The 14,272-nt window shown below is 59.9% G+C and carries 14 protein-coding genes; 10 read left to right on the plus strand and 4 right to left on the minus strand.

Going from position 1 to position 14,272, the window contains the following annotated elements; genetic code table 11:
• Window positions 1-57: 57 nt before the first annotated feature.
• Window positions 58-1,071 (minus strand): hypothetical protein, encoded by a 1,014-nt coding sequence (locus JAO82_RS06655; protein WP_198685594.1) that lies wholly within the window; start codon window positions 1,069-1,071, stop codon window positions 58-60.
• Window positions 1,072-1,087: 16 nt separating this feature from the next.
• Entirely contained in the window at window positions 1,088-1,558 is a 471-nt protein-coding gene (greA, locus tag JAO82_RS06660) for a transcription elongation factor GreA (protein WP_198685595.1), read from the minus strand.
• Between the two features lie 213 nt (window positions 1,559-1,771).
• Here greA and JAO82_RS06665 point away from each other — a divergent pair, with 213 nt between their 5' ends.
• From JAO82_RS06665 to JAO82_RS06695, 7 genes are all read left to right on the plus strand, one after another.
• On the plus strand, window positions 1,772-3,421 hold the full coding sequence (locus JAO82_RS06665) for an electron transfer flavoprotein-ubiquinone oxidoreductase (RefSeq protein WP_198685596.1): 1,650 nt from the start codon (window positions 1,772-1,774) through the stop codon (window positions 3,419-3,421).
• 112 nt (window positions 3,422-3,533) lie between these two features.
• A complete protein-coding gene (locus JAO82_RS06670; RefSeq protein WP_198685597.1) occupies window positions 3,534-5,273 on the plus strand; it encodes a tetratricopeptide repeat protein in 1,740 nt (579 codons plus the stop codon).
• Entirely contained in the window at window positions 5,260-6,090 is an 831-nt protein-coding gene (locus tag JAO82_RS06675; protein ID WP_198685598.1) for a 4-(cytidine 5'-diphospho)-2-C-methyl-D-erythritol kinase, read from the plus strand. The genes JAO82_RS06670 and JAO82_RS06675 overlap by 14 nt, the downstream gene beginning before the upstream one ends.
• A 45-nt stretch (window positions 6,091-6,135) precedes the next feature.
• Window positions 6,136-6,612 carry an SsrA-binding protein SmpB gene (gene smpB / locus JAO82_RS06680; protein ID WP_198685599.1) on the plus strand — a complete coding sequence of 159 codons (477 nt, stop codon included), beginning with the start codon at window positions 6,136-6,138 and terminating at the stop codon, window positions 6,610-6,612.
• A 145-nt stretch (window positions 6,613-6,757) separates the two neighbouring features.
• Window positions 6,758-7,615 (plus strand): 3-mercaptopyruvate sulfurtransferase, encoded by an 858-nt coding sequence (sseA, locus tag JAO82_RS06685; RefSeq protein ID WP_198685600.1) that lies wholly within the window; start codon window positions 6,758-6,760, stop codon window positions 7,613-7,615.
• Window positions 7,615-8,799, plus strand: a complete 1,185-nt coding sequence (locus tag JAO82_RS06690; protein ID WP_198685601.1) for an amino acid aminotransferase — start codon at window positions 7,615-7,617, stop codon at window positions 8,797-8,799. Before sseA ends, JAO82_RS06690 begins: the two co-directional genes overlap by 1 nt.
• Window positions 8,800-8,946: 147 nt before the next feature.
• Window positions 8,947-11,148: a transglycosylase domain-containing protein gene (locus tag JAO82_RS06695; protein ID WP_198685602.1), complete on the plus strand. Its 2,202-nt coding sequence runs from the start codon at window positions 8,947-8,949 to the stop codon at window positions 11,146-11,148.
• A gap of 78 nt (window positions 11,149-11,226) precedes the next feature.
• Here the strand turns inward: JAO82_RS06695 and JAO82_RS06700 are convergent, their stop codons facing one another.
• Together JAO82_RS06700 and JAO82_RS06705 are read right to left on the minus strand one after the other, a co-directional pair.
• The gene (locus tag JAO82_RS06700) at window positions 11,227-11,838 is read right to left on the minus strand and encodes an MlaC/ttg2D family ABC transporter substrate-binding protein (RefSeq protein ID WP_198685603.1); all 612 of its coding nucleotides are present in this window, start codon (window positions 11,836-11,838) and stop codon (window positions 11,227-11,229) included.
• Window positions 11,828-12,628 (minus strand): MlaA family lipoprotein, encoded by an 801-nt coding sequence (locus JAO82_RS06705; RefSeq protein WP_198685604.1) that lies wholly within the window; start codon window positions 12,626-12,628, stop codon window positions 11,828-11,830. The genes JAO82_RS06700 and JAO82_RS06705 overlap by 11 nt, the downstream gene beginning before the upstream one ends.
• Between JAO82_RS06705 and JAO82_RS06710 the strand changes: the two genes are divergently transcribed.
• The 3 genes from JAO82_RS06710 (at window position 12,627) to JAO82_RS06720 (ending at window position 14,234) form a co-directional block, all read left to right on the plus strand.
• Window positions 12,627-12,779: a hypothetical protein gene (locus tag JAO82_RS06710; RefSeq protein WP_198685605.1), complete on the plus strand. Its 153-nt coding sequence runs from the start codon at window positions 12,627-12,629 to the stop codon at window positions 12,777-12,779. The two genes, JAO82_RS06705 and JAO82_RS06710, sit on opposite strands and share 2 nt — an antisense overlap.
• 235 nt (window positions 12,780-13,014) lie before the next feature.
• Window positions 13,015-13,473: a RidA family protein gene (locus tag JAO82_RS06715; protein ID WP_198685606.1), complete on the plus strand. Its 459-nt coding sequence runs from the start codon at window positions 13,015-13,017 to the stop codon at window positions 13,471-13,473.
• The gene (locus tag JAO82_RS06720; RefSeq protein WP_198685607.1) at window positions 13,470-14,234 is read left to right on the plus strand and encodes a glycerophosphodiester phosphodiesterase family protein; all 765 of its coding nucleotides are present in this window, start codon (window positions 13,470-13,472) and stop codon (window positions 14,232-14,234) included. Before JAO82_RS06715 ends, JAO82_RS06720 begins: the two co-directional genes overlap by 4 nt.
• The last annotated feature ends 38 nt before the right edge of the window (window positions 14,235-14,272 follow it).

Genomic DNA, 14,272 nt, shown 5'->3' on the forward strand with positions numbered 1-14,272 from the left:
ACCTGTGCCCCGCCTCCACTGGCGGGGTTTTTTTCAGAGCAATTCGGAATCTAGCGTTCAGTCGAATGTGCCTGCGACCCGTCCTAGCAGCATGAAGGCGCGTGCGGTACGGGTATCGCCAAAAGCTGATATTTCCGCATCGCTGGCACGGGCTTCGAAGTCCGCGAAGGTGCGGTCAAACCGGCGCAGGAAGTGATGCGCCACGTCGCGGAAGATCGGATCCTGCTTCATTCGCTCAGCGGTCTGGGACAGTGCGGTATCGTCGTGAATGCCACCGAGCGGGGCAATCTCGCGGCCACGTGAGCCTTGCGCGAATTGCCGCCAGAGTTCTGGACGCGCCCGGTCCGGGGGAAGGTCATCCATATAGACACCGCTTTGGGAGAGCAGGGTCAGCACGTCCTGACTGGCCTGGATCATCCGTGCCGTAGCGCGGTCACGCAGGGCGCGCCGCAGGGCGGCGAAACCGTTGGTGTCGTCGGCAGTCTCGGGGAAATTCAGAGCGCGGATAAAGTCGGCATTGGTGAGGGGCGGGTCCAGTGCTTCAGGCGGAGTTGCTAGCGGCAGCGAGCGTTGATCCCTTTCTGCTCCCTTCTGAGCCAGCGCTTTGTGCGTGGCGCTGGCCGGGCGCAGGTTGGCGTGGTTTCTGGAGAACGAAATTGCAGCGGTCTTGTGCTGTAGGCCGGACCGGTCCGGCCCCGCCTTAGGGCGCTCGGGCCGAGCGGCGGCATGCCGGGATTGCGCCACCCGGGCCTGCCGCATGGCGTCGACAGCGGCCTGCAGGCGCGTGCTTTCTTCGCGCATCACATGGGTGGCGCGCATGGTGATCGCGGCCACCCAGATCATACCAACTGGCAGGAACAGCGCCAGCAGCGTCATGAGGATATGAAATCCGTCAAGCGGGATTGCGGGGTCGGATGGAGCCAGCCAAAGAATCTGCCCCGCCGTACCCAGCCAGATCAGGCTGAGTACGATCGCCACCCGGTCGGTGGTGATGATTTCAGTACGAACCGGTCGCGCGGAAGATCGCGATGCCGGGGGAACCGTTTCGGAGTTGCGGCTGGCAGCGGGCATCCGGTCCTCGGCGCCGTCAGGAATAGTCGATCTTAAGGACCTCGTAAGACCGTTCGCCGCCAGGGGTGCGAACCTCGACGCTGTCGCCTTCTTCTTTGCCGATCAGAGCGCGGGCGATGGGCGATCTTATGTTGAGCAGGCCGTTTTCGATATTGGCCTCATGTTCGCCCACGATCTGCCAGGTTTTTTCCTCGTCGGTGTCCTCGTCGGCCAAGGTCACTTTAGCGCCGAACTTGATCGGGCCGGACAGCTTGGCTGGGTCGATGATGTCGGCCCGGCTGAGAACTCCTTCAAGTTCGGTGATGCGCCCCTCGACAAAGGACTGTTTTTCGCGCGCCGAGTGGTATTCGGCGTTTTCCGACAGGTCGCCATGATCGCGCGCCTCAGAGATGGCGCTTATGATGGCTGGCCGTTCGACGGACTTCAGGTGCTTGAGCTCGCTCTCAAGGGCGGAATAGCCCTTGGGCGTCATCGGAATCTTTTCCATTGATCATTCGTCCATGGCTGACAAGAGAGAGCCCTGTCGGGGTAACGACAGGGCCACTGGTGGTTCACGGATTACCTGACCCAAAGCAGGTCCAGATTGCAAGGCCCGTGACGCCTTGTAGCAGGAAAATGCAATCGCTTTCGTTGCGATTGCAATAATTCGCTTCGTGGTTTAGCCAAATTCAAACGGGTTGATGCCCTAGGGGAGCGGAAAATGGCCGAGATTGAACGCGAAGCGATGGAATATGACGTTGTGATCGTCGGGGCCGGACCTGCCGGGCTGGCGGCGGCGATCCGGCTCAAACAACTGGATGCAGATCTGGATGTTGTCGTACTGGAGAAAGGCAGCGAGGTAGGCGCGCATATTCTCTCGGGTGCGGTGCTGGACCCCTGCGGGCTGGATGCGCTGATTCCCGATTGGAAAGAACGCGGCGCACCGATTACCGTTCCGGTGCGCAAGGACAATTTCTATATACTGGGCGAGGCGGGCAAGGTCCGCGTGCCGAACTGGCCGATGCCGCCGCTGATGAACAACCACGGCGCTTATGTGGTGTCGATGGGCAATGTCTGCCGCTGGATGGCCGAGCAGGCCGAGGAACTGGGCGTCGAGGTGTTTCCCGGCATGGCCTGTTCTGAACTGGTCTTTGACGATACCGGCGGGGTCAAGGGCGTGGTCGCTGGAGAGTTTGGCAAGAACGCCGACGGAATGCCGGGACCGAACTATGAGCCGGGCATGGAACTGCACGGCAAATATGTGTTCCTTGGCGAGGGGGTGCGCGGGTCGCTGTCCAAGCAGGTGATCGCGAAATATGATCTGGACGCCGGGAAGGAGCCGCAAAAATACGGCCTCGGCATGAAGGAGGTCTGGGAGATCGATCCCGACAAGCACCGCGAAGGCACCATCACGCATACGATGGGCTGGCCGCTGGGCAAAAATGCCGGGGGCGGATCGTTCATCTATCATATCGAGAACAATCAGGTCTATGTCGGTTTTGTCGTCCACCTGAACTACAAGAACCCTTATCTTTACCCCTATATGGAGTTTCAGCGGTTCAAGCATCACCCGATGGTGGCTGACCTGCTGAAGGGCGGCAAGCGCGTGGCTTATGGCGCACGGGCGATTTCCGAGGGCGGGTATCAGTCGCTGCCGAAAATGGTCGCGCCCGGGGTGGCGCTGCTGGGCTGTTCGGTGGGCATGGTCAACGTCCCGCGCATCAAAGGCAATCACAACGCTATGCTATCGGGCAAGGCCGCCGCCGAGGCCGCCTATGCCGCTATTGCCGCGGGGCGCAGCGCCGATGAACTGACCGCCTATGAATCCGAGGTGCGCAACGGTCCCATTGGCAAAGATTTGCACAAGGTGCGCAATGTCAAACCGATGTGGTCGAAATGGGGCTTGATGCCCAGCCTTGCGCTTGGCGGTTTGGATATGTGGACCAACGCCATCGGGCTGTCGCTATTTGGCACTATTAAACACGGTAAATCCGACGCGGACGCGACCGAACTGGCCAATCAGCATCAGCCGATCGATTACCCCAAGCCCGACGGCACTTTGTCGTTCGACCGGCTGACCAATGTGGCATTTTCCTTCACCAACCACGATGAAAACCAGCCTGCGCATCTGACGCTGAAAGACCCGGATGTGCCGGTCAAGGTGGATCTGGCGCAATATGCCGGCCCCTCGGCCCGCTATTGCCCCGCCGGTGTCTATGAATTCGTCGAGGAGGACGGCAAGGAGCCGCGTTTCGTCATCAACTTCCAGAACTGCGTCCATTGCAAGACCTGCGATATCAAGGATCCGCCGCAGAACATCGTTTGGACCACCCCGCAAGGCGGTGACGGGCCGAACTACCCGAACATGTGATCATGGCATCGCTCAAGGCGCGTTCCAAACCGGGACGCGCCATTGCGCCTGCCTGACAGAGGCCATAGCTTGTGTCACAAATCAGGGCAAAAGGCGGAAAGTTTTGGCGTTCATGACGTTTTCAAAGGTGGCATTGGCCGCGGTGACGATTTCGCTGGCCCTGCCACTGACGGCGCAGGAGAGCCGGATGTCCCAGCCCGACATAGGCCGTCAGGATGCAGGTGCCTATCTGGCTGGACGGCAGGCCGTGTATGGCAGTGATTACGCTGTTGCTGCGCAATATTATGCGCGCGCCTTGATGCGTGATTCCGGCAATCCCGACCTGATGGAAAATCTGGTTCTGTCGCAATTGTCGCTGGGACAGGTGGCGCGCGCGCTTCCCGTGGCGAAGCGCATGGAGGACCTGGGTGTAAGCAGTCAGGCGGCGCATATGGTCGTCGCTGGCAATCTGATTGCTGATGAAGATTTCGCAGCTTTGCTTTCACGTGACGCCCAGATCCAAAGTATCGGGCCGCTGGTCGACGGGCTTGTGCTGGCTTGGGCGCATATGGGAGCGGGGTCGGTCGCGCAGGCGTTAGAGCAATTCGACAAGGTTGCCGAGGACAACGGGCTGCAAGGTTTTGCGCATTATCACAAAGCGATGGCGCTGGCTTCGGTCGGAGATTACGAAGGGGCCGAAGCGCTGTTTGCCGCCGATGAAGGGGCGCTGGGCATGGTGTCGCGCCGTGCCGCAATGGCCCGGGCCGAGATCCTGTCCTTGCTTGGGCGCAACGCGGATGCGCTGGCAATCATCAAGGATTCTTTTGGCACCGACCTCGACCCGGCGCTGGATGATCTGGCCGAACGGTTGCGTGCGGGTGAGCAGGTGCCGTTCAGTCATGTCCGCTCGGTCCGTGACGGCATGGCCGAGGTGTTCCTGACATTGGCACAGGCGCTTGCGGGTGAGGCGGCGGACCCCTATGCGCTGATCTATGCGCGCATGGCCGAATTTTTGCGGCCCGACAATATCGACGCCCTGCTCATGACGGCCGATCTTCTGGACCGGCTTGGTCAATATGATCTGGCTGAAGCGACCTTCGCGAAGGTTCCAAACGATCACCCCAGCCATTTCGCCGCCGAATTGGGCCGCGCCGAATCGTTGCGACGTGCCGGACGCCCCGAAGCCGCGATCGAGGCTCTGAAGAAGCTGGCCGCTGCTTATCCTGATCTTGCACCGGTACAGACCGCGTTGGGCGATCTGCAGCGCCAGCAGGAAAACTACGCGGATGCAATATCTGCTTATGATCACGCGATCGACCACAGTGAAGCGAATTCAAGTGTGTTGTGGTTTTTGCACTATGCGCGCGGGATTTCGCACGAACGGTTGGGTCAGTGGGACAGCGCCGAAGTTGATTTCCGCCGCGCGCTGGAGCTGAACCCGGATCAGCCGCAGGTGTTGAATTATCTGGGCTATTCATTGGTCGAACAACAGGCACATCTGGACGAAGCGCTGGACATGATCGAACGCGCCGTCGCCGCCGAACCTGACAGCGGCTATATTGTTGATTCGCTGGGCTGGGCGCTGTTTCGCCTGCGCCGCTATGACGAGGCGGTGGGCCATATGGAAACCGCCGTGCAACTGATGCCAGTGGACCCGGTGGTGAACGACCATCTAGGCGATGTCTATTGGGCTGTCGGCCGCATCCGCGAGGCCGAGTTCCAGTGGAAACGTGCCCTGTCTTTTGTCGATCCGGAGGAGAAGGACGCCGAAGCCGATCCCGACCGCATCCGCCGCAAGTTGGAAATCGGACTAAATGCGGTGTTGGCCGAAGAAGGGGCGGAACCATTGAAACTACGTGATGAAGACGGTTGAGATCAGCGCCTTTGCCCCGGCCAAGATCAACCTGACGCTACATGTGACGGGGCGGCGGGCCGATGGCTACCATCTGCTCGATTCACTGGTGGTGTTCGCGGATATTGGGGATGAACTGCGCTTGCGCCCGGCGCGGGGGCTGACATTACAGGTCAGCGGCCCCATGGCAGATGGCGTACCGCGTGATGACCGTAACCTTGCCCTGCGCGCCGCCCGTGCGGCGGGGGTCTTGGATGTCGCCATTTCCCTTAAAAAGCACCTGCCGGCAGCGGCAGGTATCGGGGGCGGAAGTTCTGACGCCGCCGCGGTGCTGCGCGCCCTGAAGGAAGGCTGGGGTGTATCCGTCGGGGACGTCGCTGCGCTTGGGGCCGACCTTCCGGTCTGCATGGCTGCCCGGACTACCCGCATGTCGGGGGTCGGTGAAATCGTCACGCAGGTGAACGGAATTCCGCCGCTGCCGGCGGTGCTGGTCAATCCGGGTACTGCAATTCCGACCCCGGCAGTCTTTGCCGCGCTGCAGGAACAAGACGGTACGCCAATGGACGCCATTCCCGCATTCGCTGATGCAGAATCTTGCGCTTGCTGGCTGAGTGCTCAGCGCAACGATCTTGAGCCGCCCGCAATCGAAATTGCACCGGAAATCGGCGATTGTCTCGAAATGCTGCTTGCCCAAGGCGCGTTGAGCGCACGGATGAGCGGCTCCGGCGCAACCTGTTTCGGCCTGTTTGCCAGCCAATCTGACGCAGCGTGCGCCGCCGACGCGCTGAAGCTGCAACAACCTAACTGGTGGATCCAACAAACTGTGCTGGGAGCCTGAGCCGCTTCTTGCGCCGGGGGGCGCAAACGCCTAGATCATGCTGTTATGGCACAGGCAAAATCAGACCCGAATTACAAGGTGATCGCCGAAAACCGGCGCGCCCGCTTCGATTACGCCATCGAAGAGGACATCGAGTGCGGTATCGCGCTGGAAGGCTCCGAAGTGAAATCGCTGCGGCAGGGCGGCGCCAATATCGCCGAAAGCTATGCCGCCGTCGAGGATGGTGAACTGTGGCTGATTAACTCTTTCATTGCCCCCTACAAGCAGGCTAAGACCTTCCGCCACGAAGAACGCCGCCCGCGCAAGCTGTTGGTGACACGCCGCGAATTGGGCCATCTTTGGAACGCCACCCAGCGCAAGGGCATGACGCTGGTCCCGCTGGTGATGTATTTCAACCATCGTGGTATGGCTAAGATGAAACTGGGCATCGCCAAAGGCAAGAAAACCCATGACAAGCGCGAAACTCAGGCGAAGCGCGATTGGTCGCGCCAAAAGCAGCGGCTGCTCAAGGAAAACAGGTGAGCTTTTCCTACTGTATACAGCAAGATAAATTGGTCATAGGCCAGTATCTGCCCCCGTTTGCACAACTGGCCAACGCCACTGGTCTTGCAACGACGCGCGCCCGCGCGTAATGCAAACGGGAACCGAAACATGAGGGTTCTCGACCATGCAGGACGATCCGAAAACACTTGTCTCGACCGATTGGCTGGCAGCACATCTGCAAGATCCCGATCTGCGGATTCTTGACGGATCATGGTACCTGCCCAGCGTCGGCCGCGACCCCAGAGCCGAATATGACGCGGCCCATATACCGGGGGCGCGGTTTTTCGATATCGAGGAGATTTCCGACCAGCGATCGGATCTGCCGCATATGGCACCCCCGCCCGAAAAATTCGTCTCAAGGATGCGCGCCATGGGCGTGGGCGACGGGCATCAGGTGGTGGTATATGATGGTGCCGGTCTGTTCTCGGCGGCGCGGGTGTGGTGGCTGTTCCGGCTGATGGGACAGACCAATATCGCCGTGCTGGATGGCGGGTTTTCCAAATGGCAGCAAGAGGGTCGTCCAGTCGAGGATATGGCCCCGATCGTGCGCGACCGTCACATGACGCCGCGCGTGCAAAATGCGCTGGTACGCGGCGTGACCCAAGTGTCGCAGGCCAGCAAGCTGGGCGACCACGAGATCATCGACGCGCGCTCGCCCGGACGGTTCCGCGGCGACGAGCCCGAGCCGCGCGAAGGCTTGCGCAGCGGCCATATACCCGGTTCCCGCAATGTGCATTACCGTGAACTGCTAAACGGCAATGGCACGATGAAATCGCGTGAAGAAATTCGCGCCATATTCGAAAGCGCCGGTGTCGACCTGACCCGGCCCGCGATCACCACTTGCGGGTCGGGCGTTACGGCGGCGGTGCTTTCGCTTGCACTTGAACGGATCGGCAAGACCGATCATTCCCTTTATGACGGGTCCTGGGCCGAATGGGGCGCTTTTCCGACCCTGCCCGTCGCAACCGGAGACGCAACCTGATGTTCGAAAATCTCCAGGCCCAGCCAGCCGACAAGATTCTTGCTCTGATGCAGGCCTTCCGCGACGATCCGCGCGCCGATAAGATTGACCTTGGCGTCGGTGTCTATCGTAATGCCGAAGGCATAACCCCTATCATGCGCGCGATAAAATCTGCTGAGCATCGCCTTTGGCAGGAACAGACCAGCAAAGCATATGTCGGGCTGGCGGGCGATCCGGCCTTTGCCGATGCAATGATCCGCCTGGTACTGAACAACGCGGTTCCGCGGGAAAATATCGCCGCTGCCGCGACCCCCGGCGGGACCGGCGCGGTGCGTCAGGCCTTCGAGATGATCCGCCTGGCCAATCCCGATGTACGAATTTTCGTGTCCGATCCGACTTGGCCCAATCACCTTTCCATCCTGAAATTCATGGGCGTAGAAACCGTCGCTTATCGTTATTTCGACAGCCAGTCCGGTGGCGTCGATTTTGACGGTATGATGGCGGATCTTGGGGCGTTGCGGAAAGGCGATGTGGTTCTGCTGCACGGCTGTTGCCATAACCCGACCGGTGCCAACATGAACCTGGTTGAATGGCAGGCGGTGATCGACTTGCTGAACGACAAGGGCGCGGTGCCGATGATCGATCTTGCTTATCAGGGGTTCGGGGACGGGTTGGAAGCCGATGCCAAACCAACCCGCATGGTTGCCTCGCAGGTACCGGAATGTCTGATTGCGACCAGCTGTTCCAAGAATTTCGGAATCTATCGCGAACGCACCGGCATGCTGATGGCGGTGTCGCGCAATGCAGATGCAACAGCGCTGAATCAGGCCACGCTGGCCTATTTGAACCGGCAGGATTATTCGTTTCCGCCAGATCACGGCGCGCGTTTGGTCAGCATGATTCTGAATGACAGCGCCTTGCGCGCTGACTGGACCAGTGAACTGGAAGAAATGCGTAAAACGATGCTAGGCCTGCGTGAGCAACTGGCCGGTGAATTGCAGCGTTTGTCGGGCTCAGATCGGTTCGGTTTTATTGCACAACATCGCGGCATGTTCTCGCGTTTGGGGATCGACCCCGAAAAGGTGGAAAAACTGCGTGCCGATCACGGCATCTATATGATCGGTGACAGTCGCATTAACATCGCCGGGCTGAACCGCGAAACCGTGCCGATTCTGGCGCAGGCCATCGTGGATGTGGGAGCATAGATAGGCTTTCCGTCAAAGGTGCGGAGTGATGACATAAAGACGGCGGGGGCTTCCTCTGTGACTATGAAGCTCCCGCCTTTGGCCACTCTACAAATCGGCGCTGACAAACTATTGTTTCAATAAAATCAGGGCCGGGCAGGGCTGAGCATGACGAAAAGACGGAAACCACCCTTGGTGGCCGAAAAAAGGTATTCGCGGAAGAAAACCGCAGCCAAACCGGCGCGCAAGAGTTCCAAGCCAAAGGCGACTCCGGCCCGTGCGGCAAGGACGCGGTCACGCCGTGCTGCGCCAAAGAAAAGAAGGGGCAGAAACTCTGGCAGACCCCGCGGCTTCTTAAGTCGGCTGTTGCGTTTTATCACAGCGGCTGTGTGGGGGGTGACTTGGCGAATCGGGGCAGTGATTTTGCTGCTGATCGCGCTCGGCGTCGGCTATTTTTATACTACCTTGCCGGAAATGACAGCTTTGCTGGACGGGCGTGCGCGCGGTTCGGTGACCCTGCTTGACGAGCAGGGCGATGTTTTTGCATGGCGCGGTGATCAGTTTGGCGGCGTGGTGACAGCGCAGAGCGTTTCCCCCCATCTGAAAAATGCCATCATTGCGACGGAAGACAGGCGCTTTTACAGGCATTTCGGCATCAGCCCACGCGGTATTGCCAGCGCCATCAGCATCAACCTGAGCGAAGGGCGCGGTCCGTTCTCGGGGCATGGCGGATCGACCCTGACCCAGCAAACGGCCAAATTGTTGTGTCTGGGCGATGCCTACGATCCGGAAAGCGGTCAAACCGAGGCCGAATATGAGGCGGAGTGCCGCCGTGGCACCCTTTGGCGTAAAATTGAAGAAGCCGGTTACGCCATGGCGATGGAGGCCAAGTACACCAAAGACGAAATCCTGACGATCTATATGAACCGCGCCTTTCTGGGGGCGGGCGCGCGCGGTTTCGAGGCTGCCGCCGAGCGCTATTTCGGGAAATCCGCCTCCGAAGTGTCCCCTGCCGAAGCGGCCATGCTCGGCGGTCTGTTGATCGCGCCCTCGCGGTTTGCGCCCACCAACAACCTGGCGCGTGCGCAGAACCGGGCCAATGTCATCGTTGGGCTGATGGAAAATCAAGGCTATCTGACCACAGCGCAGGCCCGCGAGGCGCGCGACAATCCAGCGCAATTGTCAAAGGCAGCGTCGGATCGGGCGGGGGGGTATTTTGCCGATTGGGTGATGGCGAGTGGTCCCGAGTTTTTCACACGCAACACGACCGAAGACGTGATCATCCGCACCACGCTGGACCGCCGATTGCAAAAAGCTGCCGAAGACGCAATGCAATACGTCTTTGAAAACAAAGTGCGCGAGGGCTCCAAAGCACAGGCTGCGATCGTGGTGATGACCAAAGATGGCGCCGTCCGGGCAATGGTTGGCGGACGCGAGACCAAGGTGGCGGGCGCATTCAACCGCGCCACGCAGGCGTCGCGCCAGACGGGATCGGCGTTCAAGCCATTTGTTTACGCCGCCGCTCTGGAATTGGGCCATTCGCCATATGCGACTGTTGTGGATGAACCGTTTTGTATGGATATTCCCGGCTCCGGACGCTGGTGTCCGCGCAACTATAGCCACCGGCATCACGGGCGTGTCACCTTGGTTCAGGCGCTCAAGGATTCGCTGAACGTGCCGGCGGTCAAGGTCTCCGAAGACGTGGGCCGCGAACTTGTTCGAAAAGTGGCCAGCGATTTCGGCATCGACAGCGATTTGGCCGCAGGTCCCGCGCTGGCGCTGGGTACCTCTGAAAGCACACTGATCGAAATGACCGGCGCGTTCGCGGGTATCTTGAACGGCGGGTCGTCGGTGACGCCTTACGGGCTGACCGAATTACGCCTGTTGGGCGAAGACAAGCCTCTGATGGGATTGGCAGGCGGTATCGGTGAACGAGTTATCCGCACAGAAGCGGCACAAGAACTGATCTGGATGATGGAAAAGGTCGTTTCAGATGGGACGGGCCGTCGCGCGGCGATCCCCGGCTGGCAGGCCGCAGGAAAGACTGGCACCAGCCAGGCGGCCCGCGATGCGTGGTTCATCGGTTTCACCGCTGATTATGTTGCCGGAGTCTGGATGGGCTATGATGACAATACCCCGCTGAGCGGGGTGACCGGTGGTGGCCTTCCGGCAGAGATCTGGCGCGAAACCATGGTGCGCGTGCATGAGGGGCTTGCGCCCAAACCCCTGCCGATGCGCGAACCTGCCGGTGCGCCCCAGCCCCAGCCCCAACCGCAATATCAACAGCCACGCAGACCGGCACCGCAGGGTGGTGGTCGTGGTCTGGGCGCGGTGGTGGATCAGGTGCTGCGCGATATCTTCGGCGGCTGAAGACCGCCGCCAGTGCCACAGAAAAAGGGGCGCTCGCATGGTTGCAGAGCGCCCCGAGATTTCTTGATTTAGGCGACCTCAGCCCGCGCGGGGCAGATCCGCAATCAACTGGTCGATATTGCCGCCCCGTTGATCCAGCATCGCGCCGATTTCCGTGCGCTCGGTCAACAACATGTTGACGCCCTCAATAAACAGATTGAAGAACAGATCCCGTCCCGAGCGGTCAGAGACCAGGAACGTCACTTCGAAAGGGGCCTCGCCGCGCAATTTTGCAGTGCCTTTGATTTCATATCCGCTTTTGATCTGGCGCGCTGTGTTCACGATGATCTCGGCACCAATGAAGTCGCGAAAACGCTTTCCGTATTTGCGCGCAATATACCCCTGAAAAGCTTGTGTGAACGCTTGCATCTGGGACTGGTTGAGGCGACGCGCATCGGCACCCAAAGCATAGCGTGCCATCACCGGCACATCGGCATAGCGCGCGAAAATGCGTTCGAACTGGCCGATCATGGCAGCTTCGGACTGTCCCGAGGCGATGACACGGTTGATATCGCCGACAACCGAATCCACCAATTTGCGCGCGCTTGCTTCGGTCAGGGCGAGGGCGGGCCGGGGCAATAGCGCGGCCAGACCCATGGCTGCGATGCTGGAGGTCAGAAAATTACGGCGATTGAACAGTTTAATCGTCATAGGGATCCTCATAAGGGTCAATAATGCTGCCCGTATCGGCGTACGGATCGTCATAGGGGTCAACATATGTGTCGCCTTCTGCGCCTTCCAGTTTGAACCGCCGATTTTGTAGATAGATCACCCGCGCGACCGAGTAGCTATCAGCGCTGTCGTACAGAATTGAATCAACTGTACTGGAAAAGCGGCCCCGGTCGCTAAGGCTTTCCACCACATAGGCATAGGCGGGAAAGTAGGCACCTCCGATCTTGTGGTTGAAGCCCAGCGGATTGGTAAAGAAATCCACCACCCGTCCCACCGCATCGCGCTGGGTAGAGGGGCCGAATACCGGCAATTCGATATAGGCCCCTTCATTGAGGCCCCAAACATAGAGTGTTTCGCCGAAATCCGTTGATGGGGCGGGAATGCCGAACTCGGTTGCCGGATCGGCCAGACCTGCGAAGCCAATCGTCGTGTTGAGCACGAACCGTGCCAATGAGATACCCGCCTCTTTGACGCGTCCCTGCAACAGGAAGTTGAACATGTCTTTGGGTTTAGACAGATTCTGCGAGAAATGATTGAAACTGTCTTCGATTGGGTCGGGTACAACATTCGTGTACCCGCGCGAAGCCGGGCGGAACAGCGCCGAATCCATGGCAAGGTTGAAGCGATGAACCCCGCGATTGGCTTGTTCATGCGGATCGAAAACCTCTCCGCTGTTGGTGTAATTCGAATCTGGCACCGAACAGGCCGAGACAAAAGCGACAAGAAATAGCACCCCGAATGTACGAAAGTATTGCGATTTCAATGACATGAGATTCGATTCCAACGGTTATGGATTGCAGCAGCAGCGCCGGAGCGTGGCGTTAAAGGCCATAGGCGAAGTTATCGACACGCATTTTCACGTTTGGCTTAACGAATTTGTCGCGGTTTTGGAACAGAGTATCTTAGAGCGCATCGATTAAGGCCAAGCTCCGTCTTCCGCGACAACCCACCCTAGTGGCTAGAGTGAACGGAGCGGATCTGGCTTTGACGACTTGGGCGTTAGTGCGGCGTGCCGCCGGTCCCGCGCGTTGTCACTGATCGGACCGCTGGCAGTATATTTGGCACAGCGGGCGCTCAAATCCGCGCATTGGCCCTTTTCGTGCAGGGCTTGGGCGGTTAGCTTTTCGTGTGAATTTTATAGAACAGGAAAACAGCATGAGCATTGAAACCCGACTGGCCGAATTGGGGGTGACCCTACCCGATGCATCTGCGCCGGCTGCGAATTACGTGCCTTACGTCCGGGATGGCAACACGCTTTATATCGCGGGTCAGATCTCGTCGGATGAAAACGGCCTCATCCGAGGCAAGCTGGGCGCTGATATGGATGTCACCGCTGGTGCTGCGGCGGCGCGGCAATGTGCGATCGCACTTCTCGCCCAGGTCAGGGCCGCCTGTGATGGCGATCTCGACCGCTTGGTACGCGCGGTCAAGCTGACCGGCTTTGTCAACTCGACCGCCGATTTCACCGATCAGCCGAAAGTGATCAACGGCGCGTCAGATTTTCTGGTCGAGGCGCTGGGCGATGCGGGGCGGCACGCCCGCTCATCGGTTTCTGCCGTCAGTCTGCCGCTGGGGGTGGCGGTCGAGATCGACGGGATTTTCCATATCAGATGACACCCTCTCTGCCGCGCGCCTTTTTGCGGGTGCCCCTTGCGCACCGGGCGCTGCATGATCGTGGCCGCCCGGAGAACAGCCGGGCAGCCATTCGGGCTGCGGTGGAACAGGGCTTTGGGATCGAGATCGACCTGCAGCTATCGCGCGATAATCGGGCGCTGGTGTTTCACGATGACAACCTGTCCCGACTGACGAAAGCGCGCGGCGCGATCAAGGAGCTGAGCGCTGCCGAAGCCGGAGAAATCGCCCTGAATGGGGGCAACGGCGAAACTGTCCCGACGCTGGACGCGGTGCTCGAGATCGTCATGGGGCGGGTGCCGCTGCTGATCGAGCTCAAGGATCAGGACGGTGCTCTGGGGCCGAATGTGGGGCCGTTGGAAGCGGCGACTGCCACTGCGCTGAGAGGATATGTCGGGCCGGTGGCGGTCATGGCCTTCAATCCCCACAGCATCGATGAAATGCGCCGTATTGCCCCGGACCTGCCACGCGGGCTCGTGACCTGCGGTTTTGAAGCAGGCGATTGGAAACTGTCCAAGGCCACCCGCCAACGGCTGCGCGGAATTCCGGACTTCAAGCGCGTCCGGGCCGCCTTTATCAGTCATGACGCTCGGGATCTGACCCGCCCACGGGTACAGTCATTGCGGGCGCGGGGGGTGCCGGTTCTGTGCTGGACCATCCGCAGCCCGCAGGACGAGGCCCGCGCCCGGAAATGGGCCGACAATATCACATTTGAAGGCTACCTGCCCCGGCGCCGGGCTTGACCCTATCAGGGCCGACCACAGATAAGGGTCGTAAGCGG

The sequence above is a fragment of the Pontibaca salina genome, from assembly GCF_016307205.1.
GTDB classification, from domain to species: domain Bacteria; phylum Pseudomonadota; class Alphaproteobacteria; order Rhodobacterales; family Rhodobacteraceae; genus Pontibaca; species Pontibaca salina.